At 46.7% G+C, this 18220-nt stretch carries 16 protein-coding genes; 3 read left to right on the forward strand and 13 right to left on the reverse strand.

All coding sequences use genetic code 11. The annotated features are described in order from the left end of the window. Window positions 1-14: 14 nt before the first annotated feature. From yghU to C9I98_RS02240, 3 genes are all read right to left on the reverse strand, one after another. Complete coding sequence (yghU, locus tag C9I98_RS02230) at window positions 15-872, reverse strand: glutathione-dependent disulfide-bond oxidoreductase (protein ID WP_036820731.1); 858 nt, start codon at window positions 870-872, stop codon at window positions 15-17. A gap of 125 nt (window positions 873-997) precedes the next feature. After that, a complete protein-coding gene (locus tag C9I98_RS02235; protein ID WP_036820734.1) occupies window positions 998-1642 on the reverse strand; it encodes a DUF3379 family protein in 645 nt (214 codons plus the stop codon). Next, entirely contained in the window at window positions 1632-2201 is a 570-nt protein-coding gene (locus tag C9I98_RS02240) for a sigma-70 family RNA polymerase sigma factor (RefSeq protein ID WP_051902120.1), read from the reverse strand. Before C9I98_RS02240 ends, C9I98_RS02235 begins: the two co-directional genes overlap by 11 nt. Window positions 2202-2655: 454 nt before the next feature. Between C9I98_RS02240 and C9I98_RS02245 the strand changes: the two genes are divergently transcribed. Beyond that, entirely contained in the window at window positions 2656-3060 is a 405-nt protein-coding gene (locus C9I98_RS02245) for a hypothetical protein (protein ID WP_107271513.1), read from the forward strand. A gap of 117 nt (window positions 3061-3177) precedes the next feature. After that, window positions 3178-4179, forward strand: a complete 1002-nt coding sequence (locus C9I98_RS02250; protein ID WP_107271514.1) for a substrate-binding domain-containing protein — start codon at window positions 3178-3180, stop codon at window positions 4177-4179. 60 nt (window positions 4180-4239) lie between these two features. Here C9I98_RS02250 and C9I98_RS02255 read toward each other — a convergent pair whose 3' ends face one another. The 4 genes from C9I98_RS02255 to C9I98_RS02270 all read right to left on the reverse strand — a co-directional run bounded on the left by C9I98_RS02255 (window position 4240) and on the right by C9I98_RS02270 (window position 11324). Next, window positions 4240-5817, reverse strand: coding sequence for a glycoside hydrolase (locus C9I98_RS02255; RefSeq protein WP_036826066.1), 1578 nt, complete (start codon window positions 5815-5817; stop codon window positions 4240-4242). 44 nt (window positions 5818-5861) lie between these two features. Further along, window positions 5862-6824: a hypothetical protein gene (locus C9I98_RS02260; RefSeq protein WP_107271515.1), complete on the reverse strand. Its 963-nt coding sequence runs from the start codon at window positions 6822-6824 to the stop codon at window positions 5862-5864. 22 nt (window positions 6825-6846) lie between these two features. Then, window positions 6847-8199, reverse strand: a complete 1353-nt coding sequence (gene melB, locus C9I98_RS02265) for a melibiose:sodium transporter MelB (protein WP_107271516.1) — start codon at window positions 8197-8199, stop codon at window positions 6847-6849. Window positions 8200-8267: 68 nt separating this feature from the next. Further along, window positions 8268-11324, reverse strand: coding sequence for a beta-galactosidase (locus C9I98_RS02270; RefSeq protein ID WP_036823811.1), 3057 nt, complete (start codon window positions 11322-11324; stop codon window positions 8268-8270). A gap of 551 nt (window positions 11325-11875) precedes the next feature. Between C9I98_RS02270 and C9I98_RS02275 the strand changes: the two genes are divergently transcribed. Next, window positions 11876-12751, forward strand: coding sequence for a 5'-methylthioadenosine/S-adenosylhomocysteine nucleosidase (locus C9I98_RS02275; RefSeq protein WP_036820427.1), 876 nt, complete (start codon window positions 11876-11878; stop codon window positions 12749-12751). A gap of 77 nt (window positions 12752-12828) precedes the next feature. Here C9I98_RS02275 and C9I98_RS02280 read toward each other — a convergent pair whose 3' ends face one another. From C9I98_RS02280 to C9I98_RS02305, 6 genes are all read right to left on the reverse strand, one after another. Next, complete coding sequence (locus C9I98_RS02280) at window positions 12829-13344, reverse strand: PEP-CTERM sorting domain-containing protein (protein WP_146153850.1); 516 nt, start codon at window positions 13342-13344, stop codon at window positions 12829-12831. 302 nt (window positions 13345-13646) lie between these two features. Further along, window positions 13647-14279, reverse strand: coding sequence for a 2-dehydro-3-deoxy-6-phosphogalactonate aldolase (locus tag C9I98_RS02285; protein WP_036820422.1), 633 nt, complete (start codon window positions 14277-14279; stop codon window positions 13647-13649). Then, window positions 14269-15186 (reverse strand): 2-dehydro-3-deoxygalactonokinase, encoded by a 918-nt coding sequence (locus C9I98_RS02290; protein ID WP_107271517.1) that lies wholly within the window; start codon window positions 15184-15186, stop codon window positions 14269-14271. Before C9I98_RS02290 ends, C9I98_RS02285 begins: the two co-directional genes overlap by 11 nt. A 61-nt stretch (window positions 15187-15247) precedes the next feature. Beyond that, window positions 15248-16393, reverse strand: a complete 1146-nt coding sequence (locus C9I98_RS02295; RefSeq protein ID WP_036828053.1) for a mandelate racemase/muconate lactonizing enzyme family protein — start codon at window positions 16391-16393, stop codon at window positions 15248-15250. A 16-nt stretch (window positions 16394-16409) separates the two neighbouring features. After that, window positions 16410-17678 carry a TRAP transporter large permease gene (locus C9I98_RS02300; protein WP_107271518.1) on the reverse strand — a complete coding sequence of 423 codons (1269 nt, stop codon included), beginning with the start codon at window positions 17676-17678 and terminating at the stop codon, window positions 16410-16412. Between the two features lie 11 nt (window positions 17679-17689). Continuing rightward, window positions 17690-18187, reverse strand: a complete 498-nt coding sequence (locus C9I98_RS02305) for a TRAP transporter small permease (protein ID WP_051902320.1) — start codon at window positions 18185-18187, stop codon at window positions 17690-17692. Between the last annotated feature and the right edge of the window lie 33 nt (window positions 18188-18220).

Here is an 18220-nt window from a genome sequence, read left to right on the forward strand (position 1 = left end):
TCGCCTGCCAGTGACTAAGGCTTTAGTGCCAGCACCTTGTCGATATCTTCCGCGCTGTGGCGCTCCGGCACCATTTCCCACTCTTCGCCCCAGCTACGGTTTACAATACGGCCGCGCTGTACGGCTGGTCGTTTAGCTATGGCTTTCGCCCAACGCTGTAAATGGGTGTACTCTTCAACTTGAAGGAATTCAGCCGCATCATAAAGATTGCCGAGTACAAGGTTGCCGTACCAAGGCCAAATTGCCATATCAGCAATACTGTATTCTTCGCCTGCGATAAAGGTATTCGAGGCCAATTGCTTGTCTAGCACATCCAGCTGGCGCTTGGCTTCCATCGAAAAACGATCAATCGGGTATTCGAACTTCTCTGGCGCGTAGGCATAGAAATGGCCAAAGCCACCACCCAAGTAGGGTGCAGCCCCCTGTAGCCAGAACAACCAGTTCATCACTTGGGTTTTCGCCGCTACGTCTTGCGGTAGGAAATGGCCAAACTTCTCGGCAAGGTAGAGCAAGATCGCACCAGATTCGAATACATTGGTCACTGAATTTGCCGAGTTATCAACAAGTGCCGGAATTTTTGAGTTCGGATTGACCGCAACAAACCCCGTTGAGAACTGATCACCGTCGCCAATTTTAATGATATGGGCGTCATACTCAGCTTCTTTCACTCCTGCCGCCAGAAGCTCCTCAAGCAGGATAGTCACTTTCTGCCCATTGGGCGTACCCAATGAATACAACTGGATCGGGTGCGAACCGACTGGCAGCGCCTGTTCGTGTCTTGCACCAGAATCTGGACGGTTAATGCTCGCCCATTCGCCGCCATTTTCGCTGTCGTAAGTCCAAACTTTTGGTGGTGTATACTCAGTTCCCATTGCTCTCTCCTAGTCACGCCGGATTTTTGAACGGTCGCTCAATAACTCAGATATTAATACCAACCTCAGCAATACACAAGGGCTGACCACCACTTAATTTGAACGACTATTCAAGATGCAAGGCCCTAGATCACTTCCCACCGCATCGCTTTTGTTACTTGCTCAGAGATATTTTTCGACACCGAGGTATCGTCACTGATCACCACGAGACTTTGGCTCTGATAGGGTGTTTGTACCCCTCCTACAAAACCTTGATCATAAATCTTTTTCCCTTCACTCTGCTTTGGTACAAGATACACATTAACCCGCTTTCCCTGCTCGGTTCCTACAATCATCTGAAAAACTGTTTCAGGGCCAAAATTACAGTGGTTAACGTAATAAACACGGCCAGGAAGCTGCTCAAAACGGGAACCAAATGGCGCGAGCTTCATGTTCACTTGCGCTAGGCTAACTTGCTCATCAATACCATCGAGAAAACCGTTCTGGTTCGCGATATGATCCATCGCCAGCGGAATGAAATTATCCGGTTCAAACTCTGTTTCGCGTCCCAAATCACTTTGGTAAGCCACAAATCCAAACACCATAAGCACGACACCGGCAGCCCAAGATAAATTATGCCTTGGCCTGACTTTTGACGCTTCATGAGGGATGTCCAGCAATCTTTTTGACAGCCCCTTGGGTACATCCACCTTGGCCGCCGACTGTATTGCTGTGTCATGGGCATCTTGCTCGGCTCGATACTGTCGAAACGAAGTCACTTTATGCTTCACGGCTGACTCCTGTTACACACCTGGCCGCACTAGCGCTTAAATCCAAATCAGCCTGTTTTTCCTTTAACTGTTTTTTAGCCCGTGCCAACCGAGTAAGCACTGTGTTGACATTCAAGTTTAATATTTGGGCAACTTCCTCGGCTGTAAAGCCCATTAGCACTTGCAGCAATAGGGGTTCGCGATAAGTTGAACTGAGGTTGGCAATTTTCTCTTGCAGTAATTGTTTATTATCAACATATTGCTCTTCGGCAAAAAGATGGCAGTCATCAATATCAACATATTCAATTGGCTTGTTTCTAAACCGTCGGGCATTTTCTCGGCGTAAAATCGTAATTAACCACGATTTTGCCACCTTATCATCGGCAAGGTCATCAATGAATCGCCATGCCCGTAAATAAGTCTCTTGTACTAAATCTTCTGCATCATGCTGGTCTTTGCATAACCAAAATGCATAACGATATAAATCATCGCTATATAGGCTGACCAATGACTCATAACGCTGTTTTCGCGTTAATTTGCTTGATCGTATCAGTGTAGTTTTAATAAATTCAGTGATCATATAAGTGGGCTTATCAGATAGTTTTGTCGAGTTACCTGTTAAGACAACATAACAAAAACTAATTCACATTTACCACAGTGATACTTGTTTCAAATGATTAATTTCCATAATAATCAACAAAATAAACAGAAAAATCACTCAAAAAAGAAATCAGAGTAACAACACAACAAAGAAAAACATCAAAAAATCCAATATTTTTGAAATAATTTTTATTGCGATGTGGTCTAGTCACAAGAGAGCATTCTTCACAACAGGAAAAGATGAATCTTTATGATAAATAAACACCTTAACGTCTGATTGATTAAAGTAGGAAAACAAAAGATAACGCTAAATCACCTTTATTCTAGGTGGTTAAGTTTATCGTGCCTTTAACTTTATATTTAAGCCAGCCGCTATTCTATGAATAAAAACATATAAACCCCACACTATTAACCTAAATAATTGAGCATTTACAATGGACGCAAAATTTCAATCTAAACTATCAATTAGTTTATTATCACTACGTATTGGTATCTTTCTCGTTTTCCTTGTATGGGGGTTAGATAAAATTGTACTGACCGAACATGCTATAAAAGTCTTTTCCGGCTTTTATGGTTTAAATGTTTCGCCAACTATTATGATTTCATTGGGGATTGGTCAGTTGCTGTTCCTTGTTGCTTTCGTACTGGGTATGTGGCGTAACGTTACCTACCTTGCCATTTTTGTGTTGCACCTTTTCTCAACCCTGTCATCGTTTGGCAAGTACTTAGACCCGTTCAATAACCTACTTTTCTTCGCCGCATGGCCAATGCTTGCCGCTTGTTTGGCACTGTATCTACTCCGTGATTTTGATACCTATACCGTGAAGATTAAAAAGTAACCACCAGCCTCAGCCAAGACTTAATTGGCTGAGGCTTATTATTGAAGTTAAGTATGGTTGAGGCCCTTTTATGATATACTTTCAGTCCTTTAGCAAACCGAATAAGCAAGTTGCACCATGGCAAATATTAGAGATGTCGCAAAAGAAGCCAATGTTTCCGTCGCTACTGTTTCTAGGGTAATCAATCGGCTGCCGCATACGAGCAAAACCGCAATCAAAGCGGTCAACGAGGCAATGAAGAAGCTGGGTTATAACCCGACAGAGAAAAGTAAATCTTCCAATGCCCACTCTGCGCACTCCATTGGTGTTCTCGTCGCTGATGTATCGAACTCATTTTATGATTTGATGGTGAAGGCCGTTGATAAAGTGGCAAGAGAGCAAAAGCGTCAAATACTGATAAGCCATGGCTACCATAATGCAGAATACGAGCGTGAAGCCATCGATTTGCTGGTCAAGAACCGTTGCGAGTCGCTAGTGGTGCATGCAAAGGGCTTAAGCGACGAAGAGCTCATAAAATTTGCAGAGCAAATCCCAGGCTTGGTGTTAATCAACCGCCATATTCCAGCCATTGCCGATCGCTGCATCTCCCTTGATAACATCAAGGGCAGTTATCAGGCTGTCAGCCACCTGATCCAGCAAGGCCATGAAAACATAGGTTACCTTGCCTCTAGCCATAACATTGATGACTCCGTGGATAGAAAAGCCGGATTTAAGCAGGCACTCACTGAAAATGGCCTTAACTACTCAGATTCGTTAGTTGTATCCGCAGAGCCCGACGAAGCCGGTGGTGCAGAAGCAATGAGTAATTTGCTTGCCAAAAACTTGCCTATTACCGCCGTAGCAACCTACAACGACTTTATGGCCGCGGGTGCCATTTCAGTACTTCGAGCAAATAATATCCGGGTACCGGAGGATGTTTCCGTCATCGGCTACGATGATGCAGGTATCGCGACTTACCTCCAGCCGCAACTGACTACTGTGCGTTATCCCATTCAAATCATGGCAGAGCAAGCTGCAATGTTAGCGATCGAGTTAGGCTCGATACAGACACCGGATGAAAGTGCGAGCAATATCTATGTCCCGACCTTGGTGCCTCGCGACTCCGTTATCAAGCGATAAGCCCACAAGCCATAAAAAAGTCCGCCATTGGGCGGACTTTCTAATCACCTATTTATAATCCTAGAGTGTAGCGACGAAAGTCACCGTTGATTGCGGTGGAACAATGTATTTATCGCCTTGCTGCTCTAATGGCACGCTCTCGAGATCATGATCTTTGTTAGTGACATAAGTGGCCAATTGGCTGATCTTGGCTGCATCACCCACATCCAAATTGACACTTTCTGATGAATCACCCGCATTCACCATCACAACAACCAATTCCTTTCCTTCAGGCGCAATGTATGCCGATGCCATCAGTCCCTTCAGATCATCATGGCCATTGAGCTCTACACGCTGATACCCTGGTCGGATAAAGCGGCTATAGTTGCCTACTGTCCACATCATTTTCGAGTCCTGAACAGTATCAGCCTCTAGCGATGGGGCGATTTTCACCATACCATCTTTGTAATCATACGGCGTTAAGCCCAGCCACCAGTGCCATGCAGAAGCGTTTAATCGAGTAAGATCACGATGGATAATACGACCAATATGTAGGGCATACTCCATGTCATTAACATCAAAGCCATGGCCGTCAAACTGACGAACACCACCCGCGCCACCCAGAATACTCATCTCGCTCATCCAGATTTGCGCATCCGGCGATACCGTTTTGACATTATCGTATGTCATATCGCGTAACTTACCGAGACGGTCTGACCAACCATCAGAGAAGTAGCCATGTAGTGAGATCTGGTTACCAATGATGTCCCGGATTTCCTCGTCACCCAGCAATTCATCGATGTAATTACGGTATAGGCCCACGCCACGAGAGTTCATGCCATTGGTTTGCGAAGCACCATCAAAGTTACGCTTGTACGAATCACGTAGCGCTGCGGTGTACTCAACCACCTCGCCGCCATCGATATGAATATCATACCTCAGGCCAGCATCGACAAGCTTCTTATCCAAACTACGATACACGGCCTTCACTTCTTCCATGTTATAGCGGTTACCCTCTTGGGTTTGTCCTTCCCATTCCCAAGTTGGCTCATTGATCGGGCTAATGTAATTAACCGGTACCCCAACCTCTTCACTGCGAAGATAGCTTAAAACAGAAACAAGAAAGTCTGAGAACTGATCAACACTGGCTGCCTTCAGGTTGGACGAGCCCACACCATCCGCCGCAGTTGGATGAGCCAAACCATTTTTCGTTAAATAGTGCGGTGGGCTATTTGAAAAGGCCACGAAGTTATTCACCCCACGCTTATGGGCTTCTTGCATAAAGCGGATTTGCCCACGCTGCTTGGTGGTATCAATCTCGCCGCCCATTTCAGGCACTAACAATTCAGCACGACGTAGTGGATCACGAATAAAACTATCAGCACCCTGCTCTGCACTGCCCGCACCAATATTAAAACGCCAAGCAGAAAGGCCAATACCATTATCTGTGGAAAATAATAAATCGGCTAAGTTAGCAATGGCTTCTTCATTTCCCTCGGCCTGCCATTTATTAATGGTTGGGTTAATTGACCAAGCATCCGAAGCACCAAAACTATGAATAGTTTGTTTAGTTTCATTTATATCAACATCAATAGTGACGGCAATAGCCGGGCTAGACAGTATCGATGATACTGCCAAAGACAAGAGTAGTTTTTTCATTGTTTTTCTCGATGAATATATTTTAAATATGCGCAGTACGGTAATTAAAAGTCGCGACGGTAAGCTAACTTCCAGAAGAAGTAATCATCAGTCCACTGCTGCTGATTCCAATCATCTTCGAAGTTCTCTTTGTCTTCGGTCTGGTAATAGGTTTCAAACACGATTTTTGACTTATCATCTAGCTTGTAGTCACCCCATAAGCCCGCACGTATCCGCAACTCATCCTTATTGCCATAACCCACACTCTCTGCCTCACGGTGGAAGGTATAGCGAACAAATGGAGTAAGCGTTAAATCATTGAATCGCTGGGTGTAGTTAATACGCAACTGCCACTCTACCCGTTTGTTCTCTTCCCAATCTCGGTTATCGCCACCAAAGCCGTTTTGTTTACTTACCTCACTGTATAGGGTGGTTTGTAGTGTCTTATCCCATGCCAGTTGGGTACGGAGGCCAAAATCTAACTCATGGTAGTAATCCCAGTAGTTCTCGCGGCGGTCGTTATTCGCCGAGTCCTGGCAACCATTTTCACCAACACAGTCTTCGCCTCGAGGACGATTCTTAGTCCCAACTGGCGCAATAAAGCCATCTAAAATCAGTTCATAATCTTCAGCAAGGCGATAGGCTAAATTGTTATAAAAACGGTATTCTGTTCGTCGGGTATCGTTGGCATACATTTCATTTCGAATTTGAAGTTTCGGTCCCCACCATAAACCGATATCTTCATACCACTCAGAAAATCCGAGTGCGAGATCCTGACGTGCACGGTTATTCCAAGTACGCTCGTCGCTTAAATCCATATGCCTATAACTAAAGTTGGCATATAAAAACAAAGAAGAGTCATCCAAAGGGTTAAATTCAAAAGCAACATACGGCATTGTATTGGTGCGCTGAGGTTGGTCCCCCCAATCTTCATATTCATTACCAATTTCTACATAAGCCGCCATTGCCGATGACGAAGCGAGCAAAGAAGCACACGCTATTAATTTAGGGCTAGAGAGGTGTTTCATGATTATCCTTATATTTTGTTATTTATACTGCTGCAATTTTTTCCATTACCATGCGCTGGTATTCGCCGTTTAATTTATATGTTTTGACGTAGATATAAGCGCTCATGGCGACCAACAATGTCGGAATACCAATCATTAATATGCGCAAACCAAGAATGGTTTCTGGCGATTGTTCAACATTCGGCACATAGCCAATCAGGGTCAGGCCGATACCAACGAAGAAGCCTGATAATGCACCGGCAAACTTCACCAACATTGTTTGAACCGAGAAGATAATGCTTTCACTGCGATGGCCCGTTTTGTACTCACCGTAATCCACCACGTCCGCTAGCATAACGGTAGAAAGACCATTGGACAGGCCACCACCAAATTTCAATGCAGCCCCGGCAACACCAACCAAGATGCCGTTTTCTGGCGCAAAAACACCGGTAAAGATCAGCACCACACTACATAGCATCGGGAAGCCACATGCCACCAGCCACATATATTTGCGATTAATGAGGTTACACAACCGAGGGAACAAGAAGACACCGGCAATCTCAGCGATACCAGATAGCAAAGCGAACATCGGGAATAAGTCTTCACGGCCAATCGCATAAGTGAAGTAATAAATGGCGAAGCCGCCAACTAACTGAATAGCAATATTAAAACTTAACACCACACCAATCAGCGATTTCAGCTGGTCGTTTTCACTGATAATTTTCTTCACGTCCTGCAGACTGAACTTTTCAGTGGTGACTTTTTTATCCTTAATGACTTCCTTGACGTTGAAGAAGGTGATCAAGGCACTGGCAATAAAGGAAACCACAATGGCGAGGCTGAAGTAGAAAAAGCCGCTTCCCTTATCTTCACCACCGAAGAAGCCGACCATGTACAAGCCGTAAGTTCCCATGAGTGTCCACGCGAAGCTGGCAAACAAACGTGGCCATACGACCAATCGCTCCCGTTGTACACGGTCTTGCGACATTGACGGGATCATCGACCAGTAAGGGATGTCCATGATGGTGTAGGTAATACCCCAAAGGATATAAGTCACAGTGGCATAGACATACAACGCCACCCCTTCGAAGTAATGGGTATTAAATACCAATACCAAGAACACCGAGTTAATTAAGGTACCGATTACGATCCAAGGGCGAAACTTACCGAAGCGAGAGCGGGTATTATCCACGATCATCCCCATAATGGGATCTGTCACCGCATCAACAAACCTGGCCACCAAAAACAACGTACCCACAAATGCTGCCGAAATGCCAGCAACATCGGTGTAATAGAACATCAAGAAGATATAAATAATTGAACAAGCAAAGTCTTTACCTAAAGCACCTAAACCATAAGACACTTTAGTTTTTAAAGATATTACGCCTTCAGACATAACATGATCCTTGTTGATTGGATTTTAAATTCGCCTGCCTAATTAAAGGCAGGCAAGTGATATATTTATTATTTAAGGCTTATTGCCCACTGGTACTCTGACTGCTCAAGACGGTATTTAGGCAGTACACTTGGCGTCCACGAGTCATCCCCGCCCAGACCCATGTGGTAACCATCGATATAGACATACAAGCCATCATGAGGCACCAAATCATTGGTATGCTTGGCTGCCGCCAGTTGCTGTTGCCCATACTGCGACACACTGAAATGGAACTGACCACCAATTTCAATTGCACCAACCTGCAGGCTTGAACAGTCACAGCGCAACCCGTTATCTGTAGGGAAAATATATGGGGTATGCATCTGCGGTAGTGGCTGTAACCACCGGCCAATATCAGCACTTGCCTTACGGTCGGGATAGTTTTCATGAGGGCCACGGCCTTGCCACATCACTTGTTCAGGGGCTGACTGCAAACGCATGGCTGCGCCAATACGTGGCATTGGAGGCAATGCAGGATCCAACTTCACATCAATAGCGACAGTCACTTCACCATCTCCTGAGAAATGCCATTTCCAACACGTTGTTATCAGTACCTTGCCATCATTGGAATAGCCGTGAAGTGCAATTACCTCACCACGTTCTGGCAATACATCCAACGACAAACAACGGTGGGTTAGGTCAAACAGCCCAGCTTGCTGCCATCGCACCGCCCATGCATTTGGATCTTGGTAATCCACCTCACTCACACCGATATCATTATCTAGCGGTGCGCGGAAGAAATTGTCAGCCAGCGGTGAAGTCAGCTGCTGCTCTTGATCTTTTTCCCACTGGATTAACAGACCCGTCGATTTACAAATGTCCCAGCTTTGCCCCGCCGCCATCACTCGCCAACTGGTGTTGGATTCAGCAAAAACAGCACTCTCAGACGGCTGTGTGGTCACAGTTTCACTCACCAACTGCTTCGGAAGTGCAAATTGCTGCTGACCAACCGTGTGGTTTGCAGGCGACCAGCTCGTTTCGCAGCGCTGAATCACTGACACATCCAGATACGCTTGTTCGGCGAAGTCACCCAGCCGCTCAAGCAATACGTATTCACCCTGGCTATTTGGTGCAAGCAGCAACGCCTGCTCACCAGCTTCTACCAACTCGCCTTCACAATGGATTTTCCATGATAGGTAGTGTTCATCCGATGCCATAAACAGGTGCTCGCTGCTCACCTTAAGTGTCAGCGGCTTATAACTAACCACCTCGAACTGGAAAGGTTGATGAACGCGCTTGGCTTCTAGCAATGCTGGGTGTGGCGTACGGTCTGGGAATACCAGGCCATTAATGCAGAACTGACGGTCATTAATCTCATCGCCGAAATCCCCCCCGTAGGCCCAAAAATGCGTACCATCGGCATCATATTTATCCAAGCCCTGATCGACCCAGTCCCAGATAAACCCACCCTGTAAACGCTTATGCTTTCTGAAGCAGTCCCAGTACTCTCTATAACCACCAAGGCTATTGCCCATGGCATGGGAGTACTCACACAAAATAATTGGGCGATTCTCGTTCGGCAGGCCGACCCATTTCTCTAGCGACCACTTAGGATCGTCACTATGTCCCTGCTCCTGATCACGGTCGGTTCTCGCGTACATCGGACAGATAATATCTGTTGCGGCAGTGTCAGAACCGCCACCTTCGTATTGGATCGGACGAGAGGGATCGCGACGCTTGGTCCATTGGTACATGGCATCATGGGCAGCGCCATAGCCAGACTCATTACCAAGCGACCAGATGATGATACTCGGGTGGTTATAATCACGCTGTACCATGCGTGTCATACGCTCTAGAAAAGCGTTAGTCCAAAGCGGATCATCCGCTAATCGCCTCATTGGAGTAACGCCGTGGGTTTCAATATTGGCTTCATCAACCACATATAGGCCAAGGCGGTCACACAGGGTATAAAAACCAGGCTGATTAGGGTAATGCGAACAGCGAACGGCATTAAAGTTGTGCTGCTTCATCAGCTTAAGATCATGTTCCACCATGGCAAGTGGCTCTGCATGGCCCAAGGCTGGGTGGTGCTCATGTTTATTAACCCCACGGATCACCAGTGGCTTGCCGTTCAGGCATAGCTGCCCATTAAGCACTTCAACCTTACGGAAACCCACGTCGTATGCTTCACTTTCAACATCACCATGGTCGGGGTCTACCAATGTTACAACCAAGCGATACAAGTTAGGTTGTTCTGCGCTCCACTTAAGTGGCGAGCTCACAGGTAAATCGATAATACAGCGGTCATGGTAAGCCCCTCTTTCATCGATTGGCTGAGTCCCCATCGGCTGGTTAATACTGACGACAACACTATCGCTGCTGTCGTAAAGCGTCGCACGCACTGCGTGGTCATCGGCTTGGTGAGCGAATACCTCAACCTTCAGGTTGCCATCTTGGTAATTTGCATCTAAATCGGGGGTAAGGTTGACATCAGAGATGTGTGCTGAAGGTTTGTTCAGTAGTCTGACGGAACGGAAGATACCGCTCAACCACCACATATCTTGCCCTTCCATGTAACTGCCGTCACACCAACGCAATACCATTACCGCAAGGGTATTTTTACCTTCAACAAGGAAAGGAGATAAATCAAATTCAGCCGGTAATCGGCTATCTTGAGAATAACCCACCCACTGACCATTACACCAAAGTGAAAATGCACTGTTCACCCCATCGAAGATGATGCGAGTTTGTGATTCTTTATCCCAAGCAGGGCTCAACTCAAAATGGCGAAAGTAACAACCTGTCGGGTTATCTTCCGGCACAAACGGTGGATTACATGGAAATGGGTATTTCACATTGGTATAAATTGGGCGGTCATAGCCCTGCATTTGCCAATTACCAGGCACAGTGATCTTGTTGTTATCCTCTAGCCCCTGCTTGTACCAGTGTTCCGGAACAACCTCTGGAGAATCAAACAGAGTAAAGTCCCACTCACCATCAAGAAGTAATACTGACGAGCTAGCCTGTTCTTCTAGTGCTGCCTGTTCAGTTCGCCAGCTAGATAGCGGTGTATGCGCTTTCAGGCGGTTAACTCCCGTCACTTGGGGCGATTGCCAAATTTTATGTCCTGTCGTGTTTAACATCATGCTGCCTAATTTCTGCCGTATGGAACTTGCATGAATACTAAACAGTTACAGAAACAAATGAAGTGATCCAACGCACAATACTGTAACAGTTACAAAAACAATGTAATTAGCAATCTGAGGTAAAAAGAGTATTTAAGAACCAATAACTTACAACAAAATCATTGTTTTTACTGACTTTTTAAACATACAAAATATTGATCAACTTCAAACTACTCTTATTCACAATATTGATGATAATTGTCGTAACACAGAAACAGACCAGCTGTTACAGGCTTTGTTACAACAAAGTATTACAGAAGCCATGACAGAGGCTAATACAAAAACCTCGTATACCCTTATCCAAGGCGTTCATGCCAACCGGGGACTTTTTAGATTAAATGCAACGGTCAAATCTCCTTAATCAAAGCAATAACTTAGCTAGAAATGAAATATTTATTTACATTTGCGCATAGTGACGCAAACGTTTGCGCCATGTATATTCCCGCCCAGTTACTGACTGGCCACTCAATAACACAATCTGTTCTGACACCAATCTAGGAATATGTGTTCGTATGTTTACTCTGTCTAAAAAAGCGTTGATTGCTGCTGGTGCAATCTTCTTTGCTTCATTCGCTTCTGCAACTACGGTCAAAAGCGTCACCGTGCCATCGCACGATGCGCCTAAGCAACCAATCTTGATCCAAGGCCCAATGCCAATCGAAGCAGAGTACTTCGCAGGCCTGCTTAAGGATGTACGAGTAGAACACACGGGCAACTTTGATTTTTACATCGGTACATTGAACGATTACCCAATCGTTGTTGCAAAAACCAGTAAGGGTGTTGAGAACACAGCTGCAGCAACAGCCATTGCTATCGAGCGCTACAACCCACGCGCCATCATCAACCAAGGCACATCTGGCGGTCACGACAAAGATCTGAATGTTGGTGATATTGTTCTTGGAAAGCGCTCTTTCAACGCAGGTAACTTCAAGACACCAAAACTAGCAGAAGGTGAAGGCTCGCACCCAATGAACTGGATTCCAATGGATGTAATGGCATCTGAAGGCAGTGCCGGTGAAGGTGATGCGGCCGCTGATGCAGAAAAAGTTCGCTACTACGCAGGTAACAAAGATCTTCTTGCTTCTGCACACGCAGTAAAAGAGACCCACAAGCGCGGCAAAGTTGTAGAAGGCACCATCGCTTCAGCGAATTTCTGGAACAACGAAATCGACCGTATGAACTGGCTACACGAGAACTACGGCACAAGCGTTGAAGAAATGGAAACCGCTTCTGCAGCAATGATGGCTGAAGCGTACAAGGTACCTTTCCTAGGTATTCGCATCCTATCGAACAACCTAACCAACGGTGGCAAATACGACCCATCGACCGCCGAAGACAACCAAAAGTTTGTTAAGAACGTTGTGTTGCACTACATCTCTACGCTGTAATCGCTAGTAGATAAAACGCATTAAAAAACCCGCTATAACATGTGTTATAGCGGGTTTGTTTTTATTCGTCATATAACTTAACTGAGGCCTTTGATGTGAAGCTTTCTTCTCAGACCAAGCCCTAATACGCCTACCAAGAATAGTGCCATTGAGGCAGGTTCTGGTATCCGGCGTTCAGCACCACCAGCTACTTCCAACCCTTCCCACTCTAAAATATAAGTGCCAGCCGCAACATCATTAAATGTTCGATCAATCATAAATTCACCCAAGTCACCGAAGACGCTATTAAATGCTCCGCCCATCCCAAATGCAGAACCTGACGGCTCATCACCAGCGGCAGCACTCGCAACCGCATTAAACATTGAATCACCGAAAATAATTGAGCTAATTTCATCCAAAATGATAGTAATGGTTAGACCAAAGCTCACACTTGACTCCACTTGGCCATTGGTCACTTCACCCTCAGTACTGGCTGACGCAGTAATATCAACACTGTTAGAGCCGCCACCAACTGCTTCCCACTCATACTCGGATCTAAAACGGCTATCGCCCATTGCTGTGCCTTCTAATGTCGCGCCTGGAGTTTCAACCACTGAAATCGAACCACTTTCATCGGATATAAATATTGAAAATTCAGCATCAGCGCCTCACGAATATGACGCAGGCATCGGAACTGCAAATATCTTTACAGGCAAAAGTAGCAACAGCATAGCTAAACACTTTATCGAGATGGGCATCTTCAGAACCTCTATGACTACATCAGATACCACTTTAGTAGCAATAAAAATGCCATGCTCGCTGCCCTTTATTTTCAGGCGCTTACATGGCACTACTTTTTATGCTGTTAAATTTGCTGACAGCTGTCGACGACAATATGCCTAGCTAGGTATGATTATCACAGCGCATTAAACGCATCGACGTAGGCTTTTGCGTTAGCGCGAACTTCATCGCAAGTCATGCCCGGCTTGTACAATGCCGCGCCCAGGCCGAAGCCTTGAGCACCGATATCGGTATAGGGCTTCATGCTTTCAACCGAAGGGCTAATACCACCAACAGGTAGGCAGATAGCCTCTGGTGGCAATACTGATTTCAATGCTTTAAAGCCCGACGTACCCAGCATAGTAACTGGGAACAACTTAATGCCTGTCGCACCGGCGGCAAGGGCCGCAAAAGCTTCAGTTGGCGTCACAACACCCGGGAAGGTGATGCAGCCAGCTGCTGCTGATAACTTCACAACTTCCTCGTTGAAGTTCGGCGTTACCACCAAGTTAGCACCCGTTTCGATCACTTGCTTGGCAAGTTCTGGTGTTGTGACGGTGCCTGCACCAATGTAGTAGCCACTACCAAAATGGTCCACCAGCTTTTTAATGCTCACCAGTGCATCAGGGCTGTTAAGCGGGACTTCAATCATCGTAAAGCCTTCATCGATCAATACTTGAGTAATGTCGATAACCTCATCAGGGGTCACACCGCGGATGATTGCCACAAGAGGCAGGTTGTCAGCTAGATTAAATGGTTTAGTTGTCATTGTTCATTACCTCTTGGATTGCAGCCATGCCAGCAAGAAAACAGTCATCGCCGTTGATGTAAGTTGATTCAATACCCAATGCCTGACACGCCACTTGGTAACGGGCACAGAGTTTTTGTCCACCAACCAAGTAAACTTGCTTGGCTTGCAAGGCTTTTAGCTCATTACCAATCAGCACGCCTGACAAGTAATCCAGCACATCGCTTTCTGAAATATGGTTAAACAGGCGGTGGGTTCTCGCCATAAATAGGGTATTGGTAAGCTGGTCGGTTTGACCTTCTTGGACCCCTTTTAGGAAGGCACGGTCATCGCCGCTAGCGCTTGGCTCGGGAAGCCCGCGTCCCAAAATGGTGTGGTTCGATACCACAGAGAACAGCTCGCCGGTCATATAAGAGGCGAACGCCGTCAGCTCGCCATTGGCGAACTCCGCGTGTTTGCTGTGGGTGCCCGGCATAACGGCGACCATGTCGCTATCACCGGTAAGCTTAGCCAAACCAAATAGCTGAACTTCCTCACCGCGCATCACATCAAAACAACCGGCATCGGTTTGATGGCTGACACCCGGAATGATCGTTGCCGAGGCGCCCCATGGCAGCTCAAAGCGATAGGCTTGATGAGCCAGCTGCTCAACACCAACCGCTGTCGTGACGTACTCGACATTGGCCCAACCTTGCTGAGAGCCCACCATGCCCGCCATATAGATAGGCAAGTGTTGATACTCGGTTAGCCAACCTGACAGTACATTTTCCAGCTCTTGGGCAAACTCACCTTCTTTAACTTGCAATAGCCCCAGCGACAGTTCGATGTTGTCTAACACCTCCCCTTGTTGGCTCATCGCAAATGCACGGAAGTTGGTGGTACCCCAATCAATCACTAGCCAATGTGCATTCAATTGTTTTTTATTCATTCGATAAGATCCGTCCTAAAGCCCCGCTAATGCAGGGCTGGAAAAGATAAGAGTCACTGAATTAGTTGATCTTATAGCGGTCGATAATTTCGCGATTCACGTCAACGCCGATGCCTGGCTTGGTCGAGATCTGCACCTTGCCATCCACCATCTTGATGCCGTCGCAAATCAAGTCTTTGCGGAACGGGTGTGACGACTGGTCATATTCCAGCATCGGCTCGATTGGGCTGAGCGATAGCGGCGCCGCTGGCAATGACGCGATAAACTGCAACGAAGCCGCGATACCAATTCCCGATCCCCATACGTGCGGGATCATGCGGGTATTGTTGGCCTGTGCCATGGCCGCGATTTTCTTACACTCGGTGATCCCGCCCGACGAACATAAGTCTGGTTGGATAATGTCGAGTGCATTGCCTTCTAACCAAGGGCGGTAGCCCGTCTTGCCAAACACCTGCTCGCCAGCTGCAATATAGGTTTTCGACAGGTTCTTAATCTGCTGATAACCGTCAAGATCTTCCGGCGCCAATAGCTCTTCCAAGAAGTACGGGCTGTATTCCTCAGTTTCCTTGATGATGCGACGGGCAGCACCCACGCTGTAAGCCCCATTGGCATCCGCCATGATCTTCACATCATCACCGACTGCTTCGCGGATAGCGCGGATCAGCGCAACGTCTTCTTCAATGCCGAAGCCAATTTTCAGCTTGAATGCGCCAAAGCCCGACTCAACGTGGCGATGGGCTTCTTCGATAGAATCTTCAGGGTATTTCGCCCCAGCAACACGGTAGAATCCCGTCGCATAAGGGGTCACTTCCTTGCGGAACGCACCACCAATCAGCTTGTGGATTGGCTGGTTCAGCGCTTTGCCCATGATGTCCCATAGGGCAATATCAACACCGCTGATGGCGTTAACCGCCGAGCCACCCTGACCATAAGGGCGGGTCAGGTTGTACATTTCTTCCCAAAGCACTTCTACATCAAACGGGTCGCGGTTTAGCAGCAATGGCTTGAACGCATGCTCGATGAAGGCAGCCGCAATATGAGGCGGTTGCAAACCATGACATAGCGCCTCACCAAAACCGGTAATGCCTTCGTCGGTCACAATCTCGACAATCAGCGAGCTGCGGTTATGTACCCAGCCCTGCGAGAAATAAAACGGCTGCTCTAGCGGAACAGATATCGCGTGAGGAATGACGTCAATAATTTTCATAATCAGGACTACCTTATTAAATCAGTGCCAGAGACAGTTGTGGAATGAAGATGACAAACATCAGTGCAATCAGCATTGCCACGAAGAATGGGATAATTGCCTTAGAGAGCTTCTCTACCGAGATACCCGACACACTCGAGCCCACGAACAGGTTCAGGCCAAGTGGTGGCGTAATGAAGCCAATCGCCAGTGTCACAACCATGATGATACCTACATGGACTGGGTTGAAGCCGAACAGCACAGCAACCGGAACCAGAATCGGCGTCAAGATGATGATGGCGGCAACGGTTTCCATGAAACAACCCACCACCAATAGCAAGGCTACCATCAGTAGGATGAACACCGCTTTGCTATCAGAGAATGCCAGCATCGCATTCGCAATTTGTGTTGGAATTTGCTCTAGTGCCAAGTACTTACCGAACGCTGTCGCAGTACCAACAATCAACAGAACAATCACAGAAGTCAGTACCGACTTGGTCATGATTTGCGGTAGCTGCTTAAAGCTAATTTCTTTATAAACAAACAGGCTCACCACCAAGCTGTATACCACTGCAACCACACTTGCCTCGGTTGGAGTAAAGAAGCCGCCGTAAATACCACCCAGAATAATGACCGGAATGAGCAGGGCTAGCTGTGCATGGTTCAGCTGAGTCAACACCTCTTTTAGCGAGAATGGTTCGTCAGAGCCTTTGTAGCCTTTCTTCTTCGAGTAGATGTACGCCCAAACAATCAAGCAGAAGGTCACTAACAGGCCAGGGATCACACCCGCGATAAACAGATCACCAATCGAGGTGCTCGCCGATACGCCGTACATCACCATTGGGATACTAGGCGGGATCATCACACCAATCGCACCCGCCGCTGTGACGACCGCGGTAGCAAAGCCTTTATCGTAGCCGTACTTGATCATCGCCGGGATCATGATGCCGCCCACTGCCGCAACCGTTGCTGGGCCCGAACCCGAAATCGCCGCAAAGAACATACACGTGATGATAGAAGCGATAGCAAAGCCGCCGGTGATGTTCTTCACTAGCGAGTTAGCAAAATTCACCAAGCGCTGAGAGATACCGCCGCTTGCCATGATGTCACCCGCCAGGATGAAAAACGGCACCGCCATGATAGGGAACGAATCTACCGAGGTGATCAAGGTGCTTACCAAGAAATCGACACTCAAGTTACCCGTCGACAGGATAGTCACCAATGTTGCGATGCCCAGTGCAATGGCAATCGGCACGGTATAAACGACTAAGAACGCAAAGGTTGAAAATAGAATAAATACAGACATGTTTCCCTACCTTATTTGCTAGCTTTCAGTTCATCGAACTTGATGGCTTCAAGCTCATCAAAGGTGATAATCATCTGTTGCAGTAAACGGAATGCAGTAAGCGCAAAACCAACCGGGCCTGCCAGATACACAATCCACATAGGTAACCCCAATGCTGGCGATGTTTGACCTAGGTAAAGTAGGTTCATTACCATTTGCGTTGAGTGGAATAGAATGAAGCAAGAGAAAGCAAAAAATACTAAGTCAGACAGTAGTGACAGGTATTTTTTTTCTTTCGGGTCAAGCAACATCGCTACCGCGTCGATTTTAATATGGCTCTTACGTGATGCCGCGAAACTGACACCAATATAAACCAACCAAATAAAGCAGTAGCGCGCTAATTCTTCAGTCCAAGACAATGAAATATCTAAAGTACGAGTAACCACTTGAAGAAATATTGCAGTTACCATTACAGCTAGCAAAATACAGGCAATCGTATTTTCTAAATATTTATCTAACCATTTAATCATAAAGGTTTCCTTACTCCGCTTGGCTTATTTCCT

Source organism: Photobacterium sanctipauli, assembly GCF_003026495.1.
GTDB lineage: Bacteria > Pseudomonadota > Gammaproteobacteria > Enterobacterales > Vibrionaceae > Photobacterium > Photobacterium sanctipauli.

Coding starts and splice junctions, on each gene's coding strand:
- C9I98_RS02240 (WP_051902120.1), bottom strand. CDS start 2,201: ATGATCACTGAATTTATTAAAACTACACTGATACGATCAAGCAAATTA.
- C9I98_RS02275 (WP_036820427.1), top strand. CDS start 11,876: ATGTTTACTCTGTCTAAAAAAGCGTTGATTGCTGCTGGTGCAATCTTC.
- C9I98_RS02245 (WP_107271513.1), top strand. CDS start 2,656: ATGGACGCAAAATTTCAATCTAAACTATCAATTAGTTTATTATCACTA.
- C9I98_RS02250 (WP_107271514.1), top strand. CDS start 3,178: ATGGCAAATATTAGAGATGTCGCAAAAGAAGCCAATGTTTCCGTCGCT.
- C9I98_RS02295 (WP_036828053.1), bottom strand. CDS start 16,393: ATGAAAATTATTGACGTCATTCCTCACGCGATATCTGTTCCGCTAGAG.
- yghU (WP_036820731.1), bottom strand. CDS start 872: ATGGGAACTGAGTATACACCACCAAAAGTTTGGACTTACGACAGCGAA.
- C9I98_RS02255 (WP_036826066.1), bottom strand. CDS start 5,817: ATGAAAAAACTACTCTTGTCTTTGGCAGTATCATCGATACTGTCTAGC.
- melB (WP_107271516.1), bottom strand. CDS start 8,199: ATGTCTGAAGGCGTAATATCTTTAAAAACTAAAGTGTCTTATGGTTTA.
- C9I98_RS02285 (WP_036820422.1), bottom strand. CDS start 14,279: ATGACAACTAAACCATTTAATCTAGCTGACAACCTGCCTCTTGTGGCA.
- C9I98_RS02305 (WP_051902320.1), bottom strand. CDS start 18,187: ATGATTAAATGGTTAGATAAATATTTAGAAAATACGATTGCCTGTATT.
- C9I98_RS02260 (WP_107271515.1), bottom strand. CDS start 6,824: ATGAAACACCTCTCTAGCCCTAAATTAATAGCGTGTGCTTCTTTGCTC.
- C9I98_RS02290 (WP_107271517.1), bottom strand. CDS start 15,186: ATGAATAAAAAACAATTGAATGCACATTGGCTAGTGATTGATTGGGGT.
- C9I98_RS02270 (WP_036823811.1), bottom strand. CDS start 11,324: ATGATGTTAAACACGACAGGACATAAAATTTGGCAATCGCCCCAAGTG.
- C9I98_RS02300 (WP_107271518.1), bottom strand. CDS start 17,678: ATGTCTGTATTTATTCTATTTTCAACCTTTGCGTTCTTAGTCGTTTAT.